Origin of the sequence: Streptomyces sp. NPDC058195 (assembly GCF_042883525.1) — a bacterium.
GTDB lineage: Bacteria > Actinomycetota > Actinomycetes > Streptomycetales > Streptomycetaceae > Streptomyces.
On sequence record NZ_JBHVVM010000010.1, the window covers coordinates 158,240 to 181,013 of the forward strand.

General features: G+C 72.9%; 22 protein-coding genes and 1 tRNA gene. 11 read left to right on the forward strand and 12 right to left on the reverse strand.

Annotation, left to right across the window (positions count from 1 at the left end):
• Positions 1 to 39: 39 nt before the first annotated feature.
• Positions 40 to 927: an MHYT domain-containing protein gene (locus ACFVWY_RS15465; RefSeq protein WP_389871836.1), complete on the reverse strand. Its 888-nt coding sequence runs from the start codon at positions 925 to 927 to the stop codon at positions 40 to 42.
• Between the two features lie 216 nt (positions 928 to 1,143).
• Between ACFVWY_RS15465 and ACFVWY_RS15470 the strand changes: the two genes are divergently transcribed.
• From ACFVWY_RS15470 to ACFVWY_RS15480, 3 genes are all read left to right on the forward strand, one after another.
• Positions 1,144 to 2,028 (forward strand): glycerophosphodiester phosphodiesterase, encoded by an 885-nt coding sequence (locus ACFVWY_RS15470; protein WP_389871838.1) that lies wholly within the window; start codon positions 1,144 to 1,146, stop codon positions 2,026 to 2,028.
• A 139-nt stretch (positions 2,029 to 2,167) separates the two neighbouring features.
• On the forward strand, positions 2,168 to 2,710 hold the full coding sequence (locus tag ACFVWY_RS15475) for a methylated-DNA--[protein]-cysteine S-methyltransferase (RefSeq protein ID WP_389871841.1): 543 nt from the start codon (positions 2,168 to 2,170) through the stop codon (positions 2,708 to 2,710).
• A gap of 73 nt (positions 2,711 to 2,783) precedes the next feature.
• Positions 2,784 to 4,091, forward strand: coding sequence for an MFS transporter (locus ACFVWY_RS15480; RefSeq protein ID WP_389871844.1), 1,308 nt, complete (start codon positions 2,784 to 2,786; stop codon positions 4,089 to 4,091).
• Positions 4,092 to 4,146: 55 nt separating this feature from the next.
• On the opposite strand, the gene ACFVWY_RS15485 is transcribed toward ACFVWY_RS15480, so the two are convergent.
• Complete coding sequence (locus ACFVWY_RS15485; protein WP_389871846.1) at positions 4,147 to 4,509, reverse strand: cupin domain-containing protein; 363 nt, start codon at positions 4,507 to 4,509, stop codon at positions 4,147 to 4,149.
• A gap of 142 nt (positions 4,510 to 4,651) precedes the next feature.
• Here ACFVWY_RS15485 and ACFVWY_RS15490 point away from each other — a divergent pair, with 142 nt between their 5' ends.
• Entirely contained in the window at positions 4,652 to 5,662 is a 1,011-nt protein-coding gene (locus ACFVWY_RS15490) for a pseudouridine-5'-phosphate glycosidase (protein WP_389871848.1), read from the forward strand.
• Positions 5,659 to 6,591 carry a carbohydrate kinase family protein gene (locus ACFVWY_RS15495; RefSeq protein ID WP_389871849.1) on the forward strand — a complete coding sequence of 311 codons (933 nt, stop codon included), beginning with the start codon at positions 5,659 to 5,661 and terminating at the stop codon, positions 6,589 to 6,591. The genes ACFVWY_RS15490 and ACFVWY_RS15495 overlap by 4 nt, the downstream gene beginning before the upstream one ends.
• Before the next feature lie 52 nt (positions 6,592 to 6,643).
• Here the strand turns inward: ACFVWY_RS15495 and ACFVWY_RS15500 are convergent, their stop codons facing one another.
• Entirely contained in the window at positions 6,644 to 7,294 is a 651-nt protein-coding gene (locus ACFVWY_RS15500; RefSeq protein ID WP_389871851.1) for a uridine kinase, read from the reverse strand.
• A gap of 29 nt (positions 7,295 to 7,323) precedes the next feature.
• On the reverse strand, positions 7,324 to 8,214 hold the full coding sequence (locus ACFVWY_RS15505) for a hypothetical protein (protein ID WP_389871852.1): 891 nt from the start codon (positions 8,212 to 8,214) through the stop codon (positions 7,324 to 7,326).
• 177 nt (positions 8,215 to 8,391) lie between these two features.
• Here ACFVWY_RS15505 and ACFVWY_RS15510 point away from each other — a divergent pair, with 177 nt between their 5' ends.
• The gene (locus ACFVWY_RS15510; RefSeq protein ID WP_389871854.1) at positions 8,392 to 8,757 is read left to right on the forward strand and encodes a nuclear transport factor 2 family protein; all 366 of its coding nucleotides are present in this window, start codon (positions 8,392 to 8,394) and stop codon (positions 8,755 to 8,757) included.
• A 57-nt stretch (positions 8,758 to 8,814) separates the two neighbouring features.
• Here the strand turns inward: ACFVWY_RS15510 and ACFVWY_RS15515 are convergent, their stop codons facing one another.
• Positions 8,815 to 9,483, reverse strand: a complete 669-nt coding sequence (locus ACFVWY_RS15515) for a winged helix-turn-helix transcriptional regulator (RefSeq protein ID WP_389871855.1) — start codon at positions 9,481 to 9,483, stop codon at positions 8,815 to 8,817.
• 84 nt (positions 9,484 to 9,567) lie between these two features.
• On the opposite strand from ACFVWY_RS15515, the gene ACFVWY_RS15520 reads away from it, so the two are divergent.
• Positions 9,568 to 10,779, forward strand: a complete 1,212-nt coding sequence (locus tag ACFVWY_RS15520; protein ID WP_389871858.1) for a pyridoxal phosphate-dependent aminotransferase — start codon at positions 9,568 to 9,570, stop codon at positions 10,777 to 10,779.
• An 81-nt stretch (positions 10,780 to 10,860) separates the two neighbouring features.
• Positions 10,861 to 11,496, forward strand: a complete 636-nt coding sequence (locus tag ACFVWY_RS15525; RefSeq protein ID WP_389871967.1) for a peptidase — start codon at positions 10,861 to 10,863, stop codon at positions 11,494 to 11,496.
• Between the two features lie 297 nt (positions 11,497 to 11,793).
• On the opposite strand, the gene ACFVWY_RS15530 is transcribed toward ACFVWY_RS15525, so the two are convergent.
• Positions 11,794 to 11,879: transfer RNA gene (locus ACFVWY_RS15530), tRNA-OTHER, on the reverse strand.
• A 32-nt stretch (positions 11,880 to 11,911) separates the two neighbouring features.
• On the reverse strand, positions 11,912 to 12,643 hold the full coding sequence (locus ACFVWY_RS15535; protein ID WP_389871861.1) for a hypothetical protein: 732 nt from the start codon (positions 12,641 to 12,643) through the stop codon (positions 11,912 to 11,914).
• A 716-nt stretch (positions 12,644 to 13,359) separates the two neighbouring features.
• Here ACFVWY_RS15535 and ACFVWY_RS15540 point away from each other — a divergent pair.
• Positions 13,360 to 13,671, forward strand: a complete 312-nt coding sequence (locus ACFVWY_RS15540; protein WP_389871864.1) for a hypothetical protein — start codon at positions 13,360 to 13,362, stop codon at positions 13,669 to 13,671.
• 158 nt (positions 13,672 to 13,829) lie between these two features.
• On the opposite strand, the gene ACFVWY_RS15545 is transcribed toward ACFVWY_RS15540, so the two are convergent.
• From ACFVWY_RS15545 to ACFVWY_RS15555, 3 genes are all read right to left on the reverse strand, one after another.
• Positions 13,830 to 15,131 carry an SWIM zinc finger family protein gene (locus tag ACFVWY_RS15545; RefSeq protein WP_389871866.1) on the reverse strand — a complete coding sequence of 434 codons (1,302 nt, stop codon included), beginning with the start codon at positions 15,129 to 15,131 and terminating at the stop codon, positions 13,830 to 13,832.
• Complete coding sequence (locus ACFVWY_RS15550) at positions 15,128 to 18,055, reverse strand: DEAD/DEAH box helicase (protein ID WP_389871869.1); 2,928 nt, start codon at positions 18,053 to 18,055, stop codon at positions 15,128 to 15,130. Before ACFVWY_RS15550 ends, ACFVWY_RS15545 begins: the two co-directional genes overlap by 4 nt.
• 150 nt (positions 18,056 to 18,205) lie before the next feature.
• Positions 18,206 to 19,147: a slipin family protein gene (locus ACFVWY_RS15555; RefSeq protein WP_389871871.1), complete on the reverse strand. Its 942-nt coding sequence runs from the start codon at positions 19,145 to 19,147 to the stop codon at positions 18,206 to 18,208.
• A 214-nt stretch (positions 19,148 to 19,361) separates the two neighbouring features.
• Between ACFVWY_RS15555 and ACFVWY_RS15560 the strand changes: the two genes are divergently transcribed.
• A complete protein-coding gene (locus ACFVWY_RS15560) occupies positions 19,362 to 19,706 on the forward strand; it encodes a hypothetical protein (protein WP_389871874.1) in 345 nt (114 codons plus the stop codon).
• A 12-nt stretch (positions 19,707 to 19,718) separates the two neighbouring features.
• Here the strand turns inward: ACFVWY_RS15560 and ACFVWY_RS15565 are convergent, their stop codons facing one another.
• Together ACFVWY_RS15565 and ACFVWY_RS15570 are read right to left on the reverse strand one after the other, a co-directional pair.
• Positions 19,719 to 20,414: a class I SAM-dependent methyltransferase gene (locus tag ACFVWY_RS15565; protein WP_389871877.1), complete on the reverse strand. Its 696-nt coding sequence runs from the start codon at positions 20,412 to 20,414 to the stop codon at positions 19,719 to 19,721.
• Between the two features lie 60 nt (positions 20,415 to 20,474).
• Positions 20,475 to 21,686, reverse strand: coding sequence for a PucR family transcriptional regulator (locus ACFVWY_RS15570; RefSeq protein WP_389871970.1), 1,212 nt, complete (start codon positions 21,684 to 21,686; stop codon positions 20,475 to 20,477).
• 187 nt (positions 21,687 to 21,873) lie between these two features.
• On the opposite strand from ACFVWY_RS15570, the gene ACFVWY_RS15575 reads away from it, so the two are divergent.
• On the forward strand, positions 21,874 to 22,773 hold the full coding sequence (locus tag ACFVWY_RS15575; RefSeq protein ID WP_389871879.1) for an SGNH/GDSL hydrolase family protein: 900 nt from the start codon (positions 21,874 to 21,876) through the stop codon (positions 22,771 to 22,773).
• The last annotated feature ends 1 nt before the right edge of the window (position 22,774 follow it).

Genomic DNA, 22,774 nt, shown 5'->3' on the forward strand with positions numbered 1-22,774 from the left:
CGCCGGCCGGGACGGACCCGCCGGAACCGCGGTTCCGGTTCACCACTCCCCGGGGGGTGCGGGGTCGCGCGGCCGGGAGTGGAAGGACGCCGGATCGGCGTGCGTGCCGAAGCTCGGCACCTGTCGCTGGGCCGGGATTCCGGCGGGCCGTCCGGTGCCGTGCGCGGAGCTGCGGTCGTTCCAGTCCGGAGTGCCCATCACCATCAGCGGGTCGAACATCACGACGACCGCGGCGAGGACGAGGAAGCAGCCGGGGCCGATCAGCAGCGGCACGAGCGGGGCGTTCACCGTGCCGGCCGCCCCGGCCTCGGGGATCGCACCGGGGTGCAGGTGGACGCTGAGCGCGGCCATGCCGGTGTAGTGCATGCCGCTGACCGCGACGCCCATGACGACGCTGGCGCCGAGGCTGGGCAGGAAGCCGTTGACGGAGACGGCTCCCCAGAGCGCCGTGGTGGCGGCCACCACGGCGATCACGACGGAGAGCACCACGGTGAACGTGTCGTACTCCAGCTGTCCGTCGAGACGTATTCCGGCCATGCCCAGGTAGTGCATGGTGGCGATGCCGAGCCCGGTGATGGTGCCGCCGGTCACCAGGGCCATCGCGGTGGCGCCGCGGTAGCCGACGACGAAGATGCCGACGCCGACCATGCCGACGGCGACCGCGAGGCTGGCGAAGGTGATCGGCTTGTCGTAGGTGATGACCACGCCCTCGACGGAGAAGCCCGTCATCGCGATGAAGTGCATGGTCCAGATGCCGGAGCCGATGGACGTCGCGCCGAGCGCCAGCCAGCCTGCCTTGAAGGACCGCTCGGTGCGCAGCGAGCGGTTGGTGCAGCGAAGGCCGAGGGCCGCGCCGAGGCAGGCCATCAGGAAGGACACGACGGGCGTCACCGCTCCGTAGCTGAATCCGTCGATCGTGCCCTGCATGCTCGTACGTCCTTCGCGGAAGCCCGGGGTTCGGGGTGACCCTAAGGCGCGAGTCCCGGCAAACAAACAGAAGAGCTGCATTTTATCGAGTACAGATCCGGCCCGTTACCCGGCATCGGCGGCTGCGTTCACGGTGTGGCCATCCTTCGCCTGTCCCCCGTTGGTGCGCGGCTGCCACTCTCGGCCCGTCCGCACCTTCCGACGCAAGGAGTACACGTGTACGCACGTACCGCAACCGCCGCCCTCGTCGCCGCCGCGATCGGCACCGGCGCCCTCGTGTCGGGCACCGGAGCCCTGGCCGCGGGCGGCCCCACGGACGCGAAGCGGACCGCGCCCGTCGTGATCGCCCACCGGGGCGCCTCGGCGTACGCGCCGGAGAACACCCTGGCCGCCGTCGACAAGGCCGACGCCCTCGGCTTCGACTGGGTGGAGAACGATGTCCAGTTCACCAGGGACGGCGCGCTGGTGGTCATGCACGACACCAGTCTGAAGCGGACCACCCACGCCGAGGAGGTCTTCCCGGACCGTGCTCCGTGGGCGGTCAAGGACTTCACCGCGAAGGAGATCGCGAAGCTGGACGCGGGCAGCTGGTTCGGCCCGCGGTTCGCCGGGGCCAGGGTGCCCACGCTCAAGGAGTACCTAAAGCGGGTCGAGCGCAACCGGCAGAAGCTCCTCCTGGAGATCAAGAGCCCCGAGCTCTACCCCGGCATCGAGAAGGAGACCCTTCGGGTGCTGCGCCAGAACGGGTGGCTCGACCGCGCCCATGTGAAGAACCGGCTCGTCGTCCAGAGCTTCGGCGCGGACAGCGTGAAGAAGGTGCATCAGCTGCGCCCGGACGTCACGACGGGCTTCCTCGGCACCCCGGCGGTGGCCGACCTGCCCTCGTACGCGGCGTTCACCGACCAGATCAACCCCTCCCACCCCTCGGTCTCGGCCGACTACGTGGCGGCGGTGCACGCGCTGAAGGGCGCGCACGGCAAGAGGCTCCAGATCAGCACCTGGACGGTCAACGACGCGGCGACCGCCGCGAAGGTGGCGGGCCTGGGCGTGGACGGGATCATCACCAACAACCCCGACGTGGTGCGCGAAGCCACGCGCTGACCCCACGGCCCGGGGCGCGGCCCGCCTCGCGCCCGGTCCGCCGTCCCGTGCCCGAGCCTGTACCCGTACCCGTCCGCTGGCGCGTACCCGGCCGCCGTCCCGCGCCTCATTGTCAGTGGGCGGTCGTACGGTGGTCCCCATGGAGAGCAACGGGGTCGTCGAGTGGGCCGTCGTCGGGAGCGGCATCGGCCCGCTGCTGCTCGCCGCGACCGGAGCGGGGCTGGTGAGCGTGGTCTTCCACGCCCGCCCCGGGGTGCGGGAGGCGGCGGTGGGCCGGCTGCGGGACCGGTTCGGCACGGAGCCGGTGGAGCGGCCCGGCTCCGCCCGGCTCGCGGAGCCGATACGCCAGCTCGCGGAGTATTTCGCGGGTGCGCCGCAGGACTTCTCGCTCGCCCTGGACTGGTCGCTGACCTCCGGTTTCAACCGCCAGGTGCTCCGCGAGCTGGCGGCAGGCGTGCCGTACGGAACGGTCGTCGGGTACGGCGATCTCGCCCGGCGGGTGGGACAGCCAAGGGCCGCGCAGGCGGTCGGGGTGGCGATGGCGTCCAATCCGCTGCCCGTGGTGGTGCCGTGCCATCGGGTGGTGGAGAGCGACGGCGGGCTCGGCGGTTTCGGCGGGGGCCTTGAGACCAAGCGGCAACTGCTGGCCCTGGAAGGGGTACTGCCGCAGCCGCTGTTCTGAGCCGGTGGCCGGAGAGCCGCACGCGGGCACCCACCCGCTTTCGCACCTGTGTACGAGCTGGCACACTGCGCCAGTGACCAACACCCTTGACGCACCTGACACCCCCACCGGGCCCGGCGGCCCGGCCGCCCCGGTCTCGGCGGCCGATCTGCCCGGACTGCGGCGCAGAACGTCGGCGGTGCTCATAGGCAGCCAGATACTCGGCGGCCTCGGCGTTCCGATCGGTATCGCCCTGGCCCCGGTGCTGGCCACGGAGGTGGGCGGTTCCGAGGCCCTGTCCGGGCTGGGCCCGACGGCTTCGGTGGCCGGGACTGCGCTGCTCTCGCTGCCGTTGGCCGCGCTGATGACCGCGCGCGGGCGGCGTCCCGGGCTCGTCCTGGCGTATCTGATCGGTGCGCTGGGCGCGGGGCTCGTGGTGCTGTCCACGCTCGTGGAGAGCTTCCCGCTGCTGCTGCTCGGCATGGCCGGATTCGGCGCGGGCTCCTCGGCCAATCTGCAGGCCCGGTTCGCCGCGGCGGATCTGGCCGAGCCGGACCGGCGCGGCCGGGCGATCTCCACGGTCATCTGGGCCACCACGATCGGCTCCGTCCTCGGGCCGAACATCGCCGCCCCGGTGGGCCGGGTCTTCCGCGGCAGCCCGGTGTCCGAACAGGCCGGGCCGTTCGTCTTCGCGGCCGGGATCTTCCTGCTGGCCGCCGTGGTCGTCGGGGCACTGCTGCGACCGGACCCGCTGCTCACGGCACGGGCGCTGGCACCGCAGGGCGAGACGTCCCCGGCCAGCCGTTCACTGCGTGCCGGGTTCGCGGCGGTCCGGGCCTCGCCGATGGCGCGGCTGGCGCTGGTGACGGTGGCCGTCTCGCACACCGCGATGGTCTCGATCATGGTGATGACCCCGGTCGACCTGGGACACCACGGCGCCGGGCTCCAGCTGATCGGCCTGGTCATCAGCGGCCACATCGCGGGGATGTACGCGTTCTCCCCGGTGATGGGATGGCTGTCCGACCGCTTCGGGCGGCTCACCGTGATCGGGCTCGCGGTCGGGCTGCTGGCCTGCGCCGCGCTGCTGGCCGGTACCGCGGGCGCCAGCCACGGGCAGACGGCGGCCGGGCTCTTCATGCTCGGACTCGGCTGGTCGGCGGGGCTGGTCTCCGGTTCGGCGCTCCTCACCGACTCCGTCCCGCAGGCGGCCCGCGCCGCCGTGCAGGGCCTGTCGGACCTGACGATGAACACGGCGGCGGGCGTCGGCGGAGCCGTCGCCGGGGTCATCGTCGCCCGCGCGAGCTACGGCTGGCTGAATGTGGTCGGGGCATGCCTGCTGCTGCCGATGGCGGCCCTGGCGCTGCGCCGGGCACTCGCGCCCTCGGCGCGGCCCGGCGACTGAAAGCCCGGCGGCTGAAACCGCCCGGGAGACCGAACCGTCCCCGGGGCGCCCAGCCTCAGAGGCTGATGTGGTACGCCTTGCGCAGCGTCTCGTGCACCGTCCAGGTCGTACGGTCACCCTCGCGCAGCACGCAGGCGTCACCCGGCCCGATCTCCAGCGTGGCGCCGCCCTCGACCGCCACGGTCGCCCGGCCGCTGACGACCACGAAGAGCTCGTTGGCCTCGGTGTCGGTGACCACACCGGGGGTGATCTGCCAGATGCCACGCGACTGCTTGCCGTCAGGGGACTCCCAGAGCACCTTGCCGGTCACCACGGGCTCACCGGAGACGATCTGTTCGGGGTCGAGCGGTTCCGGTTCAAGTACGGCATCCGGAATGTGCACGACGAAAGAGGCGGAAGAGTGATCAGAAGTGCTCATGGCCGGTCACCTTAGCGACCTCCCCGGGACGACTCCGCAGCAGCCCGCCCCGAGGTGGCAGGCGGCGCCCGGACCGTCGGGTACCGGCCCGGCTCCCCCGTCGTACGTTTGAGGCGGCCACACCCGCGACAGGGATGTGGACATGTCACTCAACGCGTCGCGCAGCGCGCACTCCGGCGCTCCCGTCCTCTCCCCCGAGGTACGGGACGCCCTCACCACGCACCGCCCCGTCGTGGCCCTGGAGTCGACGATCATCGCCCACGGTCTGCCGCGCCCCCGCAATCTGCGGATCGCCGCGGAGCTGGAGGATCTCGTACGGTCCGCGGGCGCGGTGCCCGCGACGATCGCCGTGCTCGACGGACGGCCCCGGATCGGTCTGGACAAGGCCCAGCTGGACCGGGTCGCCATGGACCCGGCGATGCGGAAGCTGGGCCACCGGGACCTCGCACCGGCCCTGGCGGCGGGTGCGAGCGGCGCGACCACCGTGTCGGCCACGGCCTTCCTGGCCGCACGTGCCGGGCTGCGCGTCTTCGCGACCGGCGGCCTCGGGGGCGTCCACCGGGAGTGGGTGCGGTCCCAGGACGAGTCCGCCGATCTCCGGCTCCTCGCGCGCACGGGCATCACGGTGGTGTGCGCGGGCGTGAAGTCGATCCTGGACGTTCCGGCCACGCTTCAGCGCCTGGAGACGCTGGGCGTCGCCGTGCTCGGCTACGGCACCGACCGTTTCCCCGGCTTCTACCTGACGAGTTCGGGCGAGCCGGTCGACTGGACGGTGCGCACGCCTCAGGAGGTCGCGGCGGTGATGCGGGCCCAGGACGCGCTCGGCGGCGCCGATTCGGCGCTGGTCGTCGCCAACCCCGTGCCCGCGGCGGACCAACTGGACCCGGCGCTCCACGACCACGTGCTGGCCGAGGCCCTGGCGGAGTGCCAGGAGCGCGGTATCGCGGGGCAGGCCGTCACGCCCTTCCTGCTGGAACGGCTGGTGCGGGGCACCGGGGGCGCCGCGCTGGAGGCCAATCTGACGGCCGTACGCGGGAACGTGGCACTGGCCGCGCGGATCGCCGGCGCGTGGGCCGCCGCCGTGCCCCGGAGCCCCGCCCCCGAAGCCCGGCAGGAGCCCGCGCCGAGGCAGGATCCGGCGGCCGGGGCATGACCGGCGGAGGTCTGCTCGTCATCGGGGACGTGGTGACGGATGTGGTGGCCCGGCACGGGGAGCCGTTGGTCCACGGCACGGACACCGCCGCCCGGATCCGTACGCTGCCCGGCGGGGCGGGAGCCAACGTGGCCTGCTGGGCCGCCCGTTCGGGGTGCTCCGACGTACGGCTGCTGGCCCGGGTCGGCGCCGACAGCGCGGACTGGCACCGGGAGGCGCTGCGACGGGCGGGGGTGCGCTGTCTGCTGGCCGTGGACGAACAGGCGCCGACCGCCACCGTCGTCGCGCTCGTCGACTCGGCCGCCGAACGCACCTTCCTCACCGACAGCGGTGCCGTGCTCCGCCTCTCCCCCGCCGACTGGTCGCCATCGATGCTGGACGGAGTCGTCCACCTCCATCTCTCCGGCTATCTCCTCTTCGCCGCGACAAGCCGTGCGACGGCCCTGCTCGCCCTGCGGGAGGCACGGCGGCGGCGGATTGCGGTGAGCGTCGATCCCGCCTCGGCCGGCTTCCTCGCCGAGCTGGGCGCCGACCGCTTCCTGGCCGCCGTGGAGGGTGCCGCTCTGCTGCTGCCCAACGCGGACGAGGCCCGGCTGCTCACCGGTCTGCCCGAACCGGCCGACGCCGCGGCCAAGTTGAGCCGTCAAGCGGGCCGGGTGGTGGTCACGCTCGGCGAGGGCGGGGCGCTGCTCGCCGCCGGGGCGACGGTGGTCCGGCACGTCCCCGCCGTCCAGGTCTCCGGCGCGGTGGACTCGACCGGGGCGGGCGACGCGTTCACCGGCGGCTTCCTCGCGGCGCGACTGGCGGGGGCGGACGACGTGACGGCCACGGCGGCGGGCTGCCGGGCCGGGGCGGAGGCGGTCACCGTCGTGGGCGGGCGCCCCGGGCCACTCCCCGGGCCAGGGGACGCGGGTGCCCCATTCCCGTAACCGGCCCGTCCCGCCCGCGGCACCGGCCCGCCGCGTCACCGCGCCCGCCCCCTCACGTCAGGTCACCGCTCCACCCCGTCCAGGCCGGGTGCGCGGGGTCGTCGGCGCGTACGACCGCGTCCGCGCGCTCGCCGGGCGCGGTCTCCGTCTCGTACCGCGCGAAGGCGGGCAGCGTCCAGCGCCCGCTCTCCTCGGTGCGCCGCCGCAGCGCGCCCGGCGACAACCGCAGGTGGACGCTCAGATCGAACGGGAACCAGTGCCCCAGCAGCAACGGGCCGTGCACCAGCAGCACCCCGCCCCCGGGCAGCGGGCGGTACGGACTGCGTGTGGCCCGGTCGGCCACCGGATCCCAGAGGTCCGGCAGCACCCGCCCGCTGCCGCCGGGCTCCAGCGGCCCGAAGACCTCGCGCCACAGCGCCCCGGTGTCGAACCAGCTGTCGTAGTACGCGTCGGGGTCCTCCTTGCCGTACTCGTACCGGAGGCTCGCCGGGCGCAGGAAGCCCTCGGTGGACACCACCAGCACCGCGCGGCCCCGGACCCGCAGGGCCTGCGCGACCAGCTCGGCCAGTTCCCCGGTGCGGGCCGCCGGAGCGCCGTCGACGGCGAGCTTCAGCCAGGGGCCTGCGTCAGCGGGTTCGAGGGCGTCTGCACGCGCGGCGAAGGCGTCGGACAGCCGCTCCCAGGTGATCGCTTCGAATCGCACCCCACCATCATCACCGTCGGCGTCCCGGGTCAGGAACCGGTCCCCGCCGTCCTGCCGCGCGGACCGTCCGGACCACGGCCGTCGAGCGCGCCGCCCACGCGGGCGCGGTGGCGGGCGGCGAGCACATCGGCACAGCCGTGCAGCGTGGGGCGCGGTTCGAGACCGGATTCCCGCATCGCGCGGACGGCCTGGATGCTCCGGTCCGCCAGGATCAGCTCATCGACCTCCGCGCGTACGGCCGCGGGGAACGCCCACCAGATGAGCGGGGCCCGGTGGCGCTCGGCGAGGTCGTGCACCCGGTCGGCGAGCGGTCTCAGGTCCGGTTCACGCCCGGCCGCGGTGTCGGCGAGGCGGCGGATGTCGATGAGCCAGTGCCCCGACGGCCCCTTGGGCGCGTCGACCCGGCGAAGGCCACGCTCCAGCAGCCCGCGGGCATCCTCCGGCCGGTCACGCAGTACGGCCTTCGTCGCGGCGACCGCGTTGGCCAGCGCGCTCGCAGGCCACGACCACGTGTCGTCGGCCGGTGCCACGGGCCCGGCCGCCTTTCCCTCCGCCGCCACGACCTCCAGGTCCACCCGCCAGAAGAGCGGCAGGCCACGGAAGGCGGCGAAGAGCAGCCGCCGCTCACCGGAGCCCCGTGTGCCGGGGTCGGTACGCAGCGAGTCCAGCGTCCCGGCCGTGCCGAGTACGTCGCGTACGGCGGCGAGGCAGCCGGCGAACCGGTTGCCCGGCACGGTCCAGGCGAGGTCGATGTCGCTGTACGCGTCCGCCGTTCCCCGGGCGAGCGAGCCCCGGAGCTCCGCCCGCGAACCGGGGCAGTGCGCGGCGAGCGACCGGGTCAGCTCACCGGCGAACGCCGCACGACGCCCGGGGTCGAGCCCGTCCGTACCCGCCCGGTCCCGCAATGGCCGCCCGTCCATGACGCTGCCTCCCGCCGTTCGTCACTTCCGTCACTTCCGTCACTTCCATCGCTTCCGATGCTTCCGCCGAGACCTTCGGCGGGTGCCTTCGGCGCCTTCGGTGTCTCCGGTCGCCACCGTCCGTCGCTTCCGATGTTCGCCGGGCGCATCGACGGTTGCGCCTTCTACGATCCCCCCATGGATCTCGCATTCGCCCGCGCGTTCGCCAACGAATGGCTGGAGGGCTGGAACTCCCACGACCTGAACCGCATTCTGACGCACTATCACGACGACGTGACCTTCAGTTCGCCTGTCATCAAGCAGATGACCGGCGACGCCTCCGGCACGGTGCACGGCAAGGAGGCGTTGCGCGCGTACTGGGCGACCGGCCTGGAACGCATCCCCCAGCTGCGGTTCGAGCTGGTGGACGTACGGGTGAGCGTGAACGCCCTGGTGATCGACTACCGCAACCAGATCGGCGGCCGGGTCAGCGAGGTGCTGACCTTCCGCGACGGCCTGGTGATCTCCGGCTTCGGCGCGTACGGGAACACGCTCGCCGTCTGACGACCAGCGGCAGGGCCGCCCCCGCGCGGCACTCCCGAAGGCCCCCGGCCCGGGGTGTCACCCGCCGCGCAGCTCGGTGGCGAGCGGGCCCTCGCCCGACACCTCGACGTGTCCGCCGCCGACGGCCTCGGCAAGGCTCAGCCCGCCGTGCGCCAGCTCCAGACAGACCTCGACGTCGAGCGCTATGCAGACGTCGGCGCGGGGGGCGGGGCCGTCCCCGTAGACCGGCGAGCCGTCCTCCGCGCCGCCGGTGCGCACATGGAACCGGCCCTCCTCCAGCCGGACTTCGACGGTACCCGCCTGGCTCAGCCCGTCCAGCGCGCGCAGCAGCGGCAGCGCGAACCAGTGGGCCCGCACCGCGTCGGTGGGCCGCCGCTCGGCGAGCGCGGGAGCCCCCCATTCGGCGAGCGCGGCCAGCACCGGCATCAGTTCCTGGCCCCGCCCGGTCAGCTCGTAGACCGAGGCGGCGGCCGGAGGCGGAAGTCTGCGCCGGACGGCCAGGCCGTTGTGCTCCATGTCTCTCAGCCGGGAGGCGAGCACATCCGTACTGACGCCGGGCAGGTCGGCGTGCAGGTCGGTGTACCGGCGGGGGCCCGCCAGCAGTTCACGCACGATCAGCAGCGTCCACCGGTCGCCCACGGCGTCGAGGGCGCGCGCGGTGGCGCAGAACTGGTCGTAGCTCCGGCGCCGGACCGGGCGTGCGGCGGGCTGTTGCTGACGTGGCATGGGACGCAGTCTAGACATGTTGTTGGACTTTCCAAGCCCGAGCTTGGTAAAACCAAGTATCGCAATCGGGTCGGGGAGGCACGCATGGAATTCCGGCAGTCCAGCAAGCTCAACGAGGTCTGTTACGAGATCCGGGGCCCGGTCATCGAGCACGCCAACGCCCTGGAAGAGGCGGGCCACAGCGTGCTCCGGCTCAACACGGGCAACCCCGCGCTGTTCGGTTTCGAGGCGCCGGAGGAGATCGTCCAGGACATGATCCGGATGCTTCCGCAGGCCCACGGCTACACGGATTCGCGCGGCATCCTGTCCGCCCGCCGGGCGGTCGCCCAGCGCTACCAGGCGATGGGGATGACGGAGGTCGGGGTCGACGACGTCTTCCTCGGCAACGGTGTCTCCGAGCTGATCTCGATGGCCGTCCAGGCACTGCTGGAGGACGGTGACGAGGTGCTGGTCCCGTCCCCCGACTATCCGCTGTGGACGGCGGTGGTCACCCTCGCGGGCGGCCGTCCGGTGCACTACGTCTGCGACGAGTCGTCGGACTGGAACCCCGACCTGGCCGATCTCGCCTCGAAGATCACCGACCGCACCAGGGCCGTCGTGATCATCAACCCGAACAACCCGACCGGTGCCGTCTATTCACGCGAGGTCCTCGAAGGCATCCTCGACCTGGCACGCAGGCACGGCCTGATGGTCTTCGCCGACGAGATCTACGACCAGATCCTCTACGACGGCGCCGAGCACCACAGCGCGGCGGTCCTCGCCCCCGACCTGGTCTGCCTCACCTTCAGCGGGCTGTCCAAGACGTACCGCGTGGCGGGCTTCCGCTCCGGCTGGCTGGTGGTCTCCGGACCTCAGCAGCACGCCCGCAGCTACCTGGAGGGTCTGACCATGCTCGCCTCCATGCGGCTGTGTCCCAACGCGCCCGCGCAGTACGCCATTCAGGCCGCGCTCGGCGGCCGGCAGTCGATCCGGGAGCTGGTCGCGCCCGGCGGCAGACTGTCCGAGCAGCGCGACCGGGCCTGGGAGAAGCTGAACGAGATCCCCGGGGTGTCGTGCGTGAAGCCCAAGGGCGCGCTCTACGCGTTCCCGCGCCTGGATCCGAAGGTCCACCGCATCGTCGACGACGAGAAGTTCGTGCTGGACCTGCTGCTCCGGGAGAAGATCCAGGTCGTGCAGGGCACCGGCTTCAACTGGCCCCGCCCCGACCACTTCCGTATCCTCACCCTCCCGCACGCCGACGATCTCGACGCCGCGATCAGCCGCATCGGCCGCTTCCTGACCGGATACCGCCAGTGAGCGACCGCGCCGGTAGCCGGGCGCCCTCGCCGGTCGGGCACCATCGGTGACCGGACCCTCCCCAGTGATCGGATGCCGCCAGTGACCTGCTCCGCCTGCCGTTTCCCCGTCCAGACCCAGTTCGCCTCGCCGTCCCTCGTCGGACCGATCGTGGAGGAAGGGCTCGATCCGGCCACCGACCCGGCCTGGGCGGAATCGGGAGCGGCGTCCCCGGCCGAGTACGCGCGCTGGTCGGGACATCTGTGCGGGATGACCTGTCTGCGCATGGCGCTCGGGGCCGGAGCCCCGTCCCTGTTCGCACTGCGCGACGGCGCGCTTCGCCACGGCGCCTACACCGAGGACGCGCAAGGAGAGATCCGGGGCCTGGTCTACGCCCCCTTCGCCGTGTACGCGCGCGAGGCACACGGCGTGGAAGCCACGGTGCACCGCAGCCTCGCGCCCCAGGAGATTCCCGGGCTGCTGGACGCCGGGCGCGCGGTCATGGCCTCGGTGCACTACGCCATCCGGCACCCCGAGCGGCCCGCTCCGGGGCGGGGCGGGCATCTGGTGCTGCTGACCTCACGTACCGCCGACGGCAGAGGCGTCCACTTCCACAACCCGTCGGGCACGACGGCCCGCACGCGGGCAGCGGAGCTCTCGCTGTCTGACTTTGAGCGGTTCTTCGCGGGGCGCGGGGTGTCCCTGGCCCTCCGCGGCGCCCCGTCGGGCGCGGAATAAGGAGCGGGCCCGGGGGCGTAGCCGACCCCCAGGCCCTGGTGTGCCACCCCTGTCACACGCCGACACTTTTAAGGACCCGTGTCAGGTTGATGTCGTCGCATCCTGCCTTTAGACGACCGCAGATCGAAGCTCTGCGAGCCGGAGTCGAACCGGCATCTCGACGCCCATGGGCACTGGTCCGTTCGATTCGGCGATGGGTGGCCGATGCTGAGTCTGGAGCAAGAGTCTGAGATTGATCGCGGCCTGCCTCTGCCATTTGGGCTACCCCGGCCCGCTCCCGTACGGCGTCGTACGGAGTGCCGGGGGGAGGAATCGAACCTCCACTGGAACCGCGTCGTCACGACAAACTTCAGTTTCAGCTTGCGCTCCTCGCGCACCCCGGCCGCAATGAGTCGGCCGGGGAATCCATGGTCGGTCACCCGAAGAGGTAACCGAATACCGCATCACCCACCCGCTGGTCCGTGACGTCCACTGCGTTGGCCTCCTCGCGGGCGAACTTCACGGCCTGCTGGAGCTTCTCCACCCGGTCCAGCAGTTCGTTGACGCGCCGGGCGGGAAGGGCGCCGGAGAACTTCACCGTCGTCCAGTAGCCGATCGGGATGTCCTCGTAGTAGACCTCGACCTGGGCCGGGTGCTTGTCGGTGGCCTCCGCCTTCACGTGGTTGCGGGGCACCTTCTTCGTACGGAGGGTCCGCACCGGCTCCGTCTTCCAGGAGTCCGTCGACGGGTCCTGGGTCCAGGCCTCCGCGGCGTCGAGCACCGGCAGCTTGCGGAGGAAGGTGTTGAGGTCCGTCAGCTGCTTCTCCAGGAAGAGCAGGTACGAGACCGGTACGTCGCTGACGAGCACCCGGCCGTCGGCCTTCACGTCCGCGCGGGCCGTGCAGTTGGCCCAGTCCTTCGTGGCGGTCACGTCGAAAAGCCGGGTCAGGGTCGTCGCGGTCTCCCGCAGCACGTCCTCGGCCTTGATCTGCACCAGCGTCGACTCGGGCGGCAACTGCTCGCCCTCCTCGTCCTTCGGCTGATACGTCCGCGAGATCCCTGCCAGCAGGCCCGCCTTCTGGAGGCCGTGATGAGCCGCCGTCAGGTCCTGGTGAGCCTTGGACTTGACGCCCTTCTCCACTGCGATGATCTGATTGAGTTTCGCCACGTCAGGAACCTAGCAATCCGGCGCCGACCCGAACAAAGTGTTTTTCCGAACGGTTGGTTCACCGCTCGGCCGCAAAGGGCGGGAAGCCCGCGGGGAACGGCTGCCGGGCCGTACGGGTGGATGCGGCGGCGTCCGCCGCAGACGCCCACGCCGCCCTGCCGCCGCCCTCTGAGGACCGCTGGCCCCGGTGGCCCGCCCGCGCCCGGGACTCGGCGGCCACCGGGAGAAGCACCGACGCCGCCGCTCCCGGTACCGGCCGCCCGCAGCCTCCGCAGGGCCCCGGCCGCGTACGGAACGACGACGGTCGGCGCCGTACCTCCTCCGGCGAGCAGCCGCGGTACGCCGATGAGTGCGCCAGGTGTACGCCCCGCGCACCCCGCAACCAACCAGCACGGCCCGGAAGAACGGGCTGCGCCCGCCGGTGCGCGCCCCGTCCGTGGCGGCCGCCGCCACGGGCCCGCCCATCAGGCCGATCGCCGCTCCCGCGTCCCGCCGCGAGAACTCCCTCCGCTCCAGGACCGCTTCGGGGCGGCCCTGGGAACCGTCCATGGAGCACGGGCCGGGCGGTCCGCGTCCAGCGGGCCAACTCCGCCCGGGACACCGCCGATGCCGTAGTGCCCCGCTGACCGCGCCGGGGGCTGGCAGCGGCCGGTCGGGGTACTGTGCCGCGGCCGGGTACGGAACCCGCCATACACACGGAACGGGGCACGATCCAGATGGGCACGCCAGTACGTCACTTCACGGCCAGCGCGGCGGACGGACGGGAGTACACCGTCCGGATCGAGCGGGACTTCCGCTACGACCCGTACCGCGACTTCGTCGTCTGCGCGCACTGCGACTGGTCACCGTCACTGCTGACCACGCGGCGGATCGACGACATGGCCGCCGAGCACCTCGCGTCGGCGCACGGCGCCGACGGCGGTCTGTCCCAGCAGGAGGACGAAGGCTTCCGCAAGGCGCGGATGATCATGCTGCCGATCATCGCCGTGCTGCTGATCGCGCTCTTCGTCTGGCTGGGCAACTCCTGAGGCGGACGCGTTCCAGGACCGGCGCTCCAGGCCGGCCGGGCTGCGGCGCGGGACTGCACGGGCCAGACGGACTACGGAGCGGGGCTCCACACCAAACCGGCTACGGCGCGGGGCTGCACCGGCCGGACGGGCTGCGGCGCGGGCAGGTCCGTGCCGCTTCAGTCGCCGCTCAGTTCCATGAGCGCGCGCACCGGGTCGGCGTGGGGCCTCGCACGGGGCCACCAGTCGTCCTCCCGCGGCTCGGACTCGTAGCCGTACCAGCGGCTGTCGTGGCCGAAGCGGAGCTGGAGCGTGCCGCCGGGGTGGGTGAGGTGGTTGCGCCGGGGCTGGAACCGGGGGAAACCGGCCGCCGAGAGCGCCGGACGGGCCCGGTCGAACGGACCGGCCGGAGGATCCCAGGTGGTTTCGAGGACGGCGAGCCCCGGCGCGCCGCCCTGGCGCCAGGCCGCGACCGCGCGGGCCAGGTCGGTGGTGGTGCGGCCGGTGGCGTGGGCCAGCTCGCGGTAGAGCGCGCGGGTGGTGGCGGTGAGTCCGGCGGTCGGGCCGGACGCGGCCAGCCGCACCGCGTCCTGCCAGGTGGTGAGCCCGGCGACCGGGTCGGCCCCGGTGGTGAGGAGCGCGTGCGCGCGGGCCGCCGCGTCCGTGGCGAGGTGGTCGAGGGCGAGCGGGTCACGGGCCCCGGGCAGGCTCGGGTACGACGGGGGCTGCGCGGGATGCGGCGGCACCGGGAGCGGGGCGGGCGGCGGCGGGAGGTAGCGGCTGGCGAGGGCTTCGCTGGCCGGAACGGAGGGTATGCCGGGGGCCTCGGGGCGCTCCCGGGCGGAATGGGCGGCGTTGCGGCGGCCCAGCTCCGCCAGCAGTTCCCGCTCGCCCCGTCCGCGCAGCAGCAGCAGGACGAACGGGTCGGCGTCCAGCAGCCGTGCCGTCTGGTAGCAGAGCGCGGCCACGTGCTTGCAGGGGCGGCCGTGGTCCGGGCAGGTGCAGCTGGGGTCGAGGTCCCCGGCGGCGGGCAGCAGCCCGATGCCGGACTCGGCCGCCGTGTCGGCCAGCGAGTGCGGCATCTCCTTGGTGAGGAGCGCGGCGAGGTGGCCGGGGCGGGCCGCGACGGCGTCGAGGAAGGTCTCCCAGTCGGGGTCGTCGAAGGCCCGCAGCCGCAGCTCGCAGCGGTAGGGGCGGGGGCGGCTGCCGTGAACGTAGGCGACGACCCGTCCCGGGGTGACGGTGATCGCGGCGACCTTGCCGCTGTCGGCGTACGCACGCCCCCGGGAGAGCCGGGCGTCGTCCATCGAGAGGGACTCCAGGGCGGCCACCCAGGCACGGCCCCACCATCTGTCCGCGAAGGGCTCGTCGCCCTGAGAGGTGCGGGGCGGCACGGCCTCGAAGGTGCGGCGCAGGTCGTCCGGGCCGGGCCGGGGCCGCACCGCGGGGCGGCGGGAGACGGCGGGCGGGCGGGGGCTCACGCCGGCCTCCGGAGCGAGACGAGATCGGCCAGATCCCGGTCACTGAGCTCGGTCAGGGCGCTCTCGCCGGTCCCGAGGACCGTGTCGGCCAGGGCCCGCTTCGCCTCCAGCAGCTCGCCGATCCGGTCCTCGACGGTGCCTTCCGCGATCAGCCGGTGGACCTGCACGGGCTGGGTCTGGCCGATGCGGTAGGCCCGGTCGGTGGCCTGCTCCTCGACGGCCGGGTTCCACCAGCGGTCGTAGTGGATGACATGGGCGGCCCGGGTGAGGTTGAGACCGGTGCCCGCGGCCCTGAGGGACAGCAGGAAGACCGGGACCTCGCCGGACTGGAAACGGTCCACCATCCGCTGCCGCTCGGCGACGGGCGTCGCGCCGTGCAGAAGCTGGGTGGGAACGGCCCGTGAGGCGAGGTGGGCGGAGAGGAGCCTGGCCATGGAGACGTACTGGGTGAAGATGAGGACGGAGCCGTCCTCGGCGAGGATCGTGTCGAGGAGTTCGTCGAGCAGGGCGAGCTTTCCGGAGCGGCCGACGAGCCGGGTCGGCTCCTCCTTCAGGTACTGCGCGGGGTGGTTGCAGATCTGCTTGAGCGAGGCCAGCAGTTTCATGACCAGGCCGCGCCGGGCGATGCCCTCCGACGCCTCGATGAACGCCATGGTCTCGCGGACCGCCGCCTCGTAGAGCGTGACCTGCTCGCGGGTGAGGAAGACGGGGTGATCGGTCTCCGTCTTGGGCGGCAGCTCGGGGGCGATGCCCGGGTCGGACTTCTTACGGCGCAGCAGGAAGGGCCGGACCAGCCGGGAGAGCCGTTCGACCGCCTCGTCGTTGGCGAGGCCCGCGGCCGTGCCGGTGCTCTCGACGATGCGGGCGTGCCGGGCGCGGAACGCCTTGAGGGGGCCGAGCAGGCCGGGTGTGGTCCAGTCGAGCAGGGCCCACAGCTCGGAGAGGTTGTTCTCCACGGGGGTGCCGGTGAGGGCGACCCTGGCCGGGGCCGGGATGGTGCGCAGCGCCTTGGCGGTGGAGGACTGCGGGTTCTTCACGTGCTGCGCCTCGTCGGCGACGAGCAGCCCCCAGGCATGTCCGGCCAGCTGAGCGGCGCTGGAGCGCATCGTTCCGTACGTGGTGAGCACGAAGCCGCCGTCCGCCTTGCCGAGGGTGCGGTCGGTTCCGTGGAAGCGGCGCACGGGAACGCCGGGGGCGAAGCGGCTGATCTCGCGGTGCCAGTTGCCCAGGAGGGAGGCGGGGCAGATCACCAGGGTGGGCTCGGGGCGGGCCCGGTGGAGGTGGAGGGCGATGAGCGTGATCGTCTTGCCCAGCCCCATGTCGTCGGCGAGGCAGCCGCCCAGGCCGAGCGAGGTCATCCGGTCCAGCCAGGCGAGGCCGCGCAGTTGGTAGTCGCGGAGCGTGGCGTCGAGGCCGGGTGGCGGGGCGACGGTGGCGCGGTCGTCGGTGATGCGGGCGCGGAGCGCGGCCAGCGCGCCGGCCGGCACGGCTTCGACCTGCTCGCCGTCGACCTCGGCGGTGCCGGTCAGGGCGACGGCGAGGGCGTCGACCGGATCGAGCAGGCCGAGCTCCCGTTTGCGTGCCTTGCGTACGAGGGCGGGGTCGACGACGACCCACTGGTCCCGCAGGCGCACGACCGGGCGGTGGGCCTCCGCGAGGAGGTCCATCTCCGCTTCGGTGAGCCGGTCCTCGCCCAGGGACAGCTGCCAGTTGAAGGCGAAGAGCTGGCCGGCGTCGAAGAACGAGGTGCCGTCGGTGGCCGAGCCGGGCGCGGACCGGACCACGGTGGTGGCGGTGAGCGAGCGGACGAGGTCCCTGGGCCAGTGGACGTTCACCCCGGCCGCCGCCAGCCGGGCTCCGGCGTCGCCGAGCAGCTCGTACAACTCGTCCTCCGTCAGGGCGAGTACGTCGGGCACCGGCTGGTCCAGCAGCCGTTCCAGCGGCTCCCAGACGCGGGCGGCCCGGCGCAGCGCGAGCACGGCGTCGACCCGGGCGCGCGGGCCGAACGGCTCGCCCGCCGCACCGCTCCACAGCGCGGCGGCGTCGGTGACGTAGGTGGGGTCGGCGAGGCTGTGCACCTGGGTGATGGCAGCGGCGGCGTGCCGGGCGCTGGGCGTGCCGGAGTCCGCGCACGTGCCGGAGGCGTCGGATGTGCCTGAGGTGTCGAAGAGCGCGTAGGCCGACAGGTCGAGGCGCAGCGAGACGCGCACCCCCGCGTCGAGGCCGGACGCGGCCTCGACCGCCCAGGCACGGGCCCCCGGCAGGTGCTGGGCCTCGCGGGCGGCGAACGGGGCGCCCATCGCGTACGCCGCGGCGGGCGTACGGGGCAGGGTGTCCGCGACAGCGTCGAGGAACGAGCCGATCAGCCACTGGGGGTCGGCGACCTCAAGCGGGGTGCGGTCCGGCAGCGGGACCGCGTTGCCCTCGGGGGGCAGGGCTGCGGCGATCGCCCTGAGGTGGGCGATGTCCTCGGCGTCGCGCGGACCGGCCCGCCAGGCGTCGTGGTCCTGGCCCGTCAGGCCCGGGAGCAGCCGACCTCGCGCGGCCAGGTTGAGCGCCTGGAGCGCGGCGGCACCCCAGCACCGGGTGGCGGGATGGGCCGACTCCCGGTGCCGGGCCCGGACCAGCAGCGGCAGCGCGTCGGCGACGGGCAGCAGCACCGCGGGGACCGCACATCCGCGTACCGCGTCCCCGTGCCCGTACGGGCGGACGACGGTGATCTCGGCCGTGCGCGCGCCGGAGCCGTGGCCCTCCGGACCGGCGGGATGCAGGCCGGCCTCGGCGGGCTCCGGCAGCGGGCCCCCTTCGGGATCCCAGAAGGCGACGCTGCCGTCCCTCGGCAGCGGGGCGGGCAGGAACACGGCGGCGCAGCGCAGCAGGCGGGCAGCGGAAACATCCTGCTGCCGGTGCTGTGCCGCACTCATCGCCGCGCCTCCCTTCCCGCTCCGGCTGTCGTGGCCGTCGTACTTCCCTATGACTCCCGCCGAGTCTAGGCGGGTGGTCCGACAACCGGTCGGGCAGCCGTGTCTCAGCAGGTCAGACCTGGTACGGAGGACTGGGGAGCGGCCCGGGAATCAGTGCCTGGCGAGGGGCTTGGGACGGGCCGGGAGCGCGGAAGGCCGCGACGGCTGCGACGGCTGCCGTGCGGGCTGCTGCTGTGCGGGCGGCGGCGCGGGCCGCGGTCCGGGACGCGCCGCCTGCTGCCGGGACGTCTGTACGGGCTGCGCGGACGGCACAGGGGGTGCGGACTGGACGGGCTGAGCGGCCCGTTCCAGGAAGCGGAGCAGTTCCACCGGGAACGGCAGCACCAGCGTGGAGTTCTTCTCCGCCGCGACCGCCACCACGGTCTGGAGCAGACGCAGCTGGAGAGCGGCGGGCTGGCTGGACATCTCCCCGGCCGCCTGGGCGAGCTTCTTCGAGGCCTGGAGCTCGGCGTCCGCGTTGATGACCCGGGCACGCCGCTCACGGTCGGCCTCGGCCTGGCGGGCCATGGAACGCTTCATCGTCTCCGGCAGCGAGACGTCCTTGATCTCCACCCGGTCGATCTGCACCCCCCACCCGACGGCCGGGCTGTCGATCATCAGCTCAAGGCCCTGGTTCAGCTTCTCCCGGTTGGACAGCAGATCATCCAGATCGCTCTTGCCGATGATCGACCGCAGCGAGGTCTGCGCCATCTGCGAGACCGCGAACCGGTAGTCCTCGACCTGGATCACGGCACTCGCCGCGTCGACCACCTTGAAGTAGATGACCGCGTCCACCCGTACCGTCACGTTGTCCCGGGTGATCCCGTCCTGCGCCGGGACGGGCATCGTGACGATCTGCATGTTGACCTTGCGCAGCCGCTCGATGCCGGGCAGCACCATGGTGAAACCGGGCCCGCGCACGTCGTCACGGAGCCTGCCGAGCCTCAGCACGACGCCCCGTTCGTACTGCTTGACGACCTTGGCCCCCACTGCCACGTACAGCACGACGGCCGAGATCGCCGCCACTATCGCGATCACGAGCTCCTGGACCATGACGGCCCCCTGAAAGCCGGAAACCACCTGGAGCGTTCCAGGCGAATGAGTCAGTCGCTATTACCACGGTATGCCCGAAATAACCCCATGTGAACATGGCGCTCCTGGCACCGTCCCCCGCCCGGCCGCGCAGCGGATGCCGAGGCTCCGGGAAGCGGGCAGGGTGACCAGCGTCGGCACGTGACACCCGTACGAGACAGACGAGGACCCGCCCATGCCCGTGATCGCCCACCGACGCCGCCGCCTCGGCATCGCGGCCGGGACCGCCCTCCTGACCCTCACCGTCGCAGGCTGCTCCGGCCTCGGCCGGACCGCGGTCGGGCCGGTCATCTACACGACGCAGCGGGACGCCGTCGTCACGGTCAACAGCCCGCTCGTGAAGGGCTGCCACCGGCTCGCCCCGGGCGCGAAGGAAGTGACCAACGGCACCCTGGTCGACATCATCCTGTACCGCACGCGTGACTGCACCGGTCCGGGAACGACCTACATCGGGCGGTCGCTCAGCGACGTCAAGGCACCCACCTCCCTGCTCTGGCGCAGCTACACGACGGTCCACTGACCGCCCCCGGGATCACACGGGCACGGCCCGCACCCAGATGCCGTCGTCCGTGAGATACCGGTCGACGGCCAGACCGGCCGCCTCCAGATACCCCTCGAACCACTCCTTCGACAGCTCCCGGGACCGGAACGTCTGAGTCCACCGCGCGTCGTCGAAGATGTACTCAGCGAGCACGGAGTCCACCCCGTCGCCCACGGGCTCCGCCGAGACGATCCGTACCGTGTGCCCCTGCGGGTAGGTCCGCTCCCGCGGCAGGTTCTGGTGGTAGTCGGCGCCCTCGCGCTGGATGAGCACCGCACCGCCGTCCCCGACGTGCTTGCGGCAGGTGTGCAGCAGCCCGTCACGGACCCGGTGATCGCCCGCGTGCACCAGGAACGAGGCCAGCAGCACCACGTCGAACCGCTCCTCGCCGAGGTCCAGCGACTCGATCGCTCCGCGCACCGTCCGGGCGCCCCGGACGTGCTCCAGCATCTGCGCCGACTCGTCCACGGCGGTGACCTCGAAGCCCCGCTCGATCAGCGGGTGGGTCACCCGGCCCACGCCGCAGCCCAGCTCCAGGATGCTCGCCCCTGCGGGCACGGCCGCCGCGATCACGTCCGGCTCGTCGCCCACGGGCAGCCGCCGGTACAGCTCGACGGCGCAGCCGTCCGGGGTGATCGCACCAGGTCCCGTACCTGAATAGCCCTCACGTACCCGTTGTCCGCTCATAAGCGGTCGAACGCACGGCCGTCCGCGATGGTTCCGCCGGCACGCCCCTCGCCCGCCCGCTCACACCGACCGGCGGGCGACCAGGGCCGCGCTGAGGTGCTGGAGATCGGCCGGGCGGCCCGGGAAGAGGCCGGTGAGCCGGTCGATGCGGCGGATCCGGTAGTCGACGGTGTTGGGGTGGATGTGCAGGGCGGCTGCCGTGGCCCGCCGGTCCAGGCCCAGTTCGAGATAGGTCTCCAGGGTGCGCAGCAGCTCCGGCTTCGCCTCCAGCGGGCCCAGGAGCTGCGCGAGTCCGTGCAGGGCCTCGCTGGGGCGGCTGAGCTGGTACTCCAGCAGCACATCGGCGAGCCGGTACAGGCCGGGCGGTCGTCCGGTACGGGCGACCAGGTCGACGATCTCGGCGTTCCGGGCCACGGCGGACGGCACCGCCTCCGGCTCGGCGGTCTCCGCCGCGGCCGTGATGGGCACACCGGCCGCGCGGGCCGCCTCCTCGATCAGCGCGCGCAGCCCGCCCGGCCCGCGCCACCGCGGCGGTTCGGTGGCGGGCAGCAGGACCGTGCCGCCGGAGGTGTCGAGGGCGGTGAGCACCGGCGTACCGGCGAAGTGGTCGAGGGCCGTGCGGACGCGGCGGATCTTGCGGCGGGCGGCGACGCCCGCGCCCGGCCCCGGCGGCTGGTTCAGCTCGTCGGGGTGCGGGGCGAGCACGAGCGTCATCGTGAGGTAGCGGGCGGCCGGGCGCAGTCCGGTGCGGTGGGTGAAGCGGTCCAGGGGTTCGCCGGTCAGCAGGGCCGCCATCAGGGCGTGCCGACCGCCGTGCTCCTGGCTGTCGAGGATCTGCCGGGCCTCCAGGTACGCGCCGCTGACGGCGGAGGTCAGCTGCTGCTGGAGGACCATGATGCGGTCCATGATCTCCAGCACCGTGGGCAGGTCGTCGGCGAGCGCCCCCTTCGCCGTCTCCTGCCAGCACATCGCCGTGCCGACCTGGTAGGCCGTGAGGATCGCGTCCAGCGGCACGCCCTCCTCGGCACGCTGGGCCGCGGAGTCGCGCTGCTGGGCGAGTTCGGCGTCGGTGGCGGGGCGGCGGTGCTCGATGACGTCGGCGAAGAGCCGCAGATTGTGCTGGACGATGTCGGCGATGTCGCCGGAGATCTCCTCGTGCGGCAGATCGGCGTAGACCGGCAGATCGGCCAGCAGCCGGGCCACGACCCGGCCGGTCAGGGCGGGGACACGGGCCCGCAGGTGTGCGGCCACCGGACGCCCGGCGATGGCCAGCGGCCGGCCCTTCGGCCCTCCCGTGGCGCCGGACTCCCCCGTGACGACGGGCGGCCGATTGTCACGCGTCACAAATTCCCCCGCGGAAGTCTGCGTTACCCACCAGTTAAACGACGGCACTTGAGTCTGCATGATGACCGGCGTCACACGCCATGCCACGCCCCGCCCCCCACCGTCGGAGGATGTTGTGAACGTGTCGCAGCACAAAGCTTTTTGTCGGACCGTCAGGACTGCCGTGGGCGTGCTCGCCCTGGCCGGTCTGGCCGTGGGTACGGGCGCGGTTCCGGCCTCCGCCGCCGAGGCCAACACCCTTTCCTACGTCGCGCTCGGTGACTCGATGGCCTCCGGGCCGCTCATCCCGGACTTCACGGGACCGCTGGCCTGCGGCCGTTCGACCCACAACTACCCGCACGAACTGGCCTCGCGTCTGGGCGCGTCGCTGACCGACGTGACCTGCAGCGGCGCGGCGTCCAAGCACATGACCGAAGCGCAGTCGCTGTCGGTGCTCGACATCCCGATGGGTTCGGCACCGCCCCAGTTCGACGCGCTGCGCGCCGACACCGACCTGGTCACCCTCACCATCGGCGGCAACGACACCGGTCTGGTCGGCATCGCGCAGAAGTGCACCAACCTCGACCCGAACGCCACCCCCTGCAAGGAGAAGTACAACGAGGGCGGGGTGGACCAGGTGGGGCAGCGCATCGCCGCGTTCGCGCCGAAGCTGGGCGTCGTACTGGACTCGATCCACCAGCGCTCGCCGCAGGCCCGGGTGGTCGTCACGGGCTACGGCCTGTACATCAAGCCCGGCGGCTGCTGGCCGCTCCAGCCGGTGCTTCCGGTGGACGCCGACTTCCTCCAGGGCAGCGTCGACCGGATGAACCGGGTGATCGCCGAGCAGAGCGCCGCCCACGGCGCCGAGTACATCGATCTCGCCACGCCCAGCAAGGGCCACGACTCCTGCCAGTCCCCGTCGGACAAGTGGGTCGAGGGGTACGTGCCGACCGCGGCCGCCGCCCCGCTGCACCCCAACCGGAAGGGCGAGGCAGCCTACGCCTCCCTCATCGGCGCACACATCCAGGGGAGCTGAC

What these genes read in the sequence shown, in the direction of transcription:
- ACFVWY_RS15550 (WP_389871869.1), bottom strand. Translation starts at nt 18,055, where the DNA reads ATGAGTGCGGCACAGCACCGGCAGCAGGATGTTTCCGCTGCCCGCCTG.
- ACFVWY_RS15465 (WP_389871836.1), bottom strand. Translation starts at nt 927, where the DNA reads ATGCAGGGCACGATCGACGGATTCAGCTACGGAGCGGTGACGCCCGTC.
- ACFVWY_RS15485 (WP_389871846.1), bottom strand. Translation starts at nt 4,509, where the DNA reads ATGAGCACTTCTGATCACTCTTCCGCCTCTTTCGTCGTGCACATTCCG.
- ACFVWY_RS15475 (WP_389871841.1), top strand. Translation starts at nt 2,168, where the DNA reads ATGGAGAGCAACGGGGTCGTCGAGTGGGCCGTCGTCGGGAGCGGCATC.
- ACFVWY_RS15560 (WP_389871874.1), top strand. Translation starts at nt 19,362, where the DNA reads ATGCCCGTGATCGCCCACCGACGCCGCCGCCTCGGCATCGCGGCCGGG.
- ACFVWY_RS15505 (WP_389871852.1), bottom strand. Translation starts at nt 8,214, where the DNA reads ATGGACGGGCGGCCATTGCGGGACCGGGCGGGTACGGACGGGCTCGAC.
- ACFVWY_RS15515 (WP_389871855.1), bottom strand. Translation starts at nt 9,483, where the DNA reads ATGCCACGTCAGCAACAGCCCGCCGCACGCCCGGTCCGGCGCCGGAGC.
- ACFVWY_RS15555 (WP_389871871.1), bottom strand. Translation starts at nt 19,147, where the DNA reads ATGGTCCAGGAGCTCGTGATCGCGATAGTGGCGGCGATCTCGGCCGTC.
- ACFVWY_RS15520 (WP_389871858.1), top strand. Translation starts at nt 9,568, where the DNA reads ATGGAATTCCGGCAGTCCAGCAAGCTCAACGAGGTCTGTTACGAGATC.
- ACFVWY_RS15490 (WP_389871848.1), top strand. Translation starts at nt 4,652, where the DNA reads ATGTCACTCAACGCGTCGCGCAGCGCGCACTCCGGCGCTCCCGTCCTC.
- ACFVWY_RS15565 (WP_389871877.1), bottom strand. Translation starts at nt 20,414, where the DNA reads ATGAGCGGACAACGGGTACGTGAGGGCTATTCAGGTACGGGACCTGGT.
- ACFVWY_RS15495 (WP_389871849.1), top strand. Translation starts at nt 5,659, where the DNA reads ATGACCGGCGGAGGTCTGCTCGTCATCGGGGACGTGGTGACGGATGTG.
- ACFVWY_RS15510 (WP_389871854.1), top strand. Translation starts at nt 8,392, where the DNA reads ATGGATCTCGCATTCGCCCGCGCGTTCGCCAACGAATGGCTGGAGGGC.
- ACFVWY_RS15540 (WP_389871864.1), top strand. Translation starts at nt 13,360, where the DNA reads ATGGGCACGCCAGTACGTCACTTCACGGCCAGCGCGGCGGACGGACGG.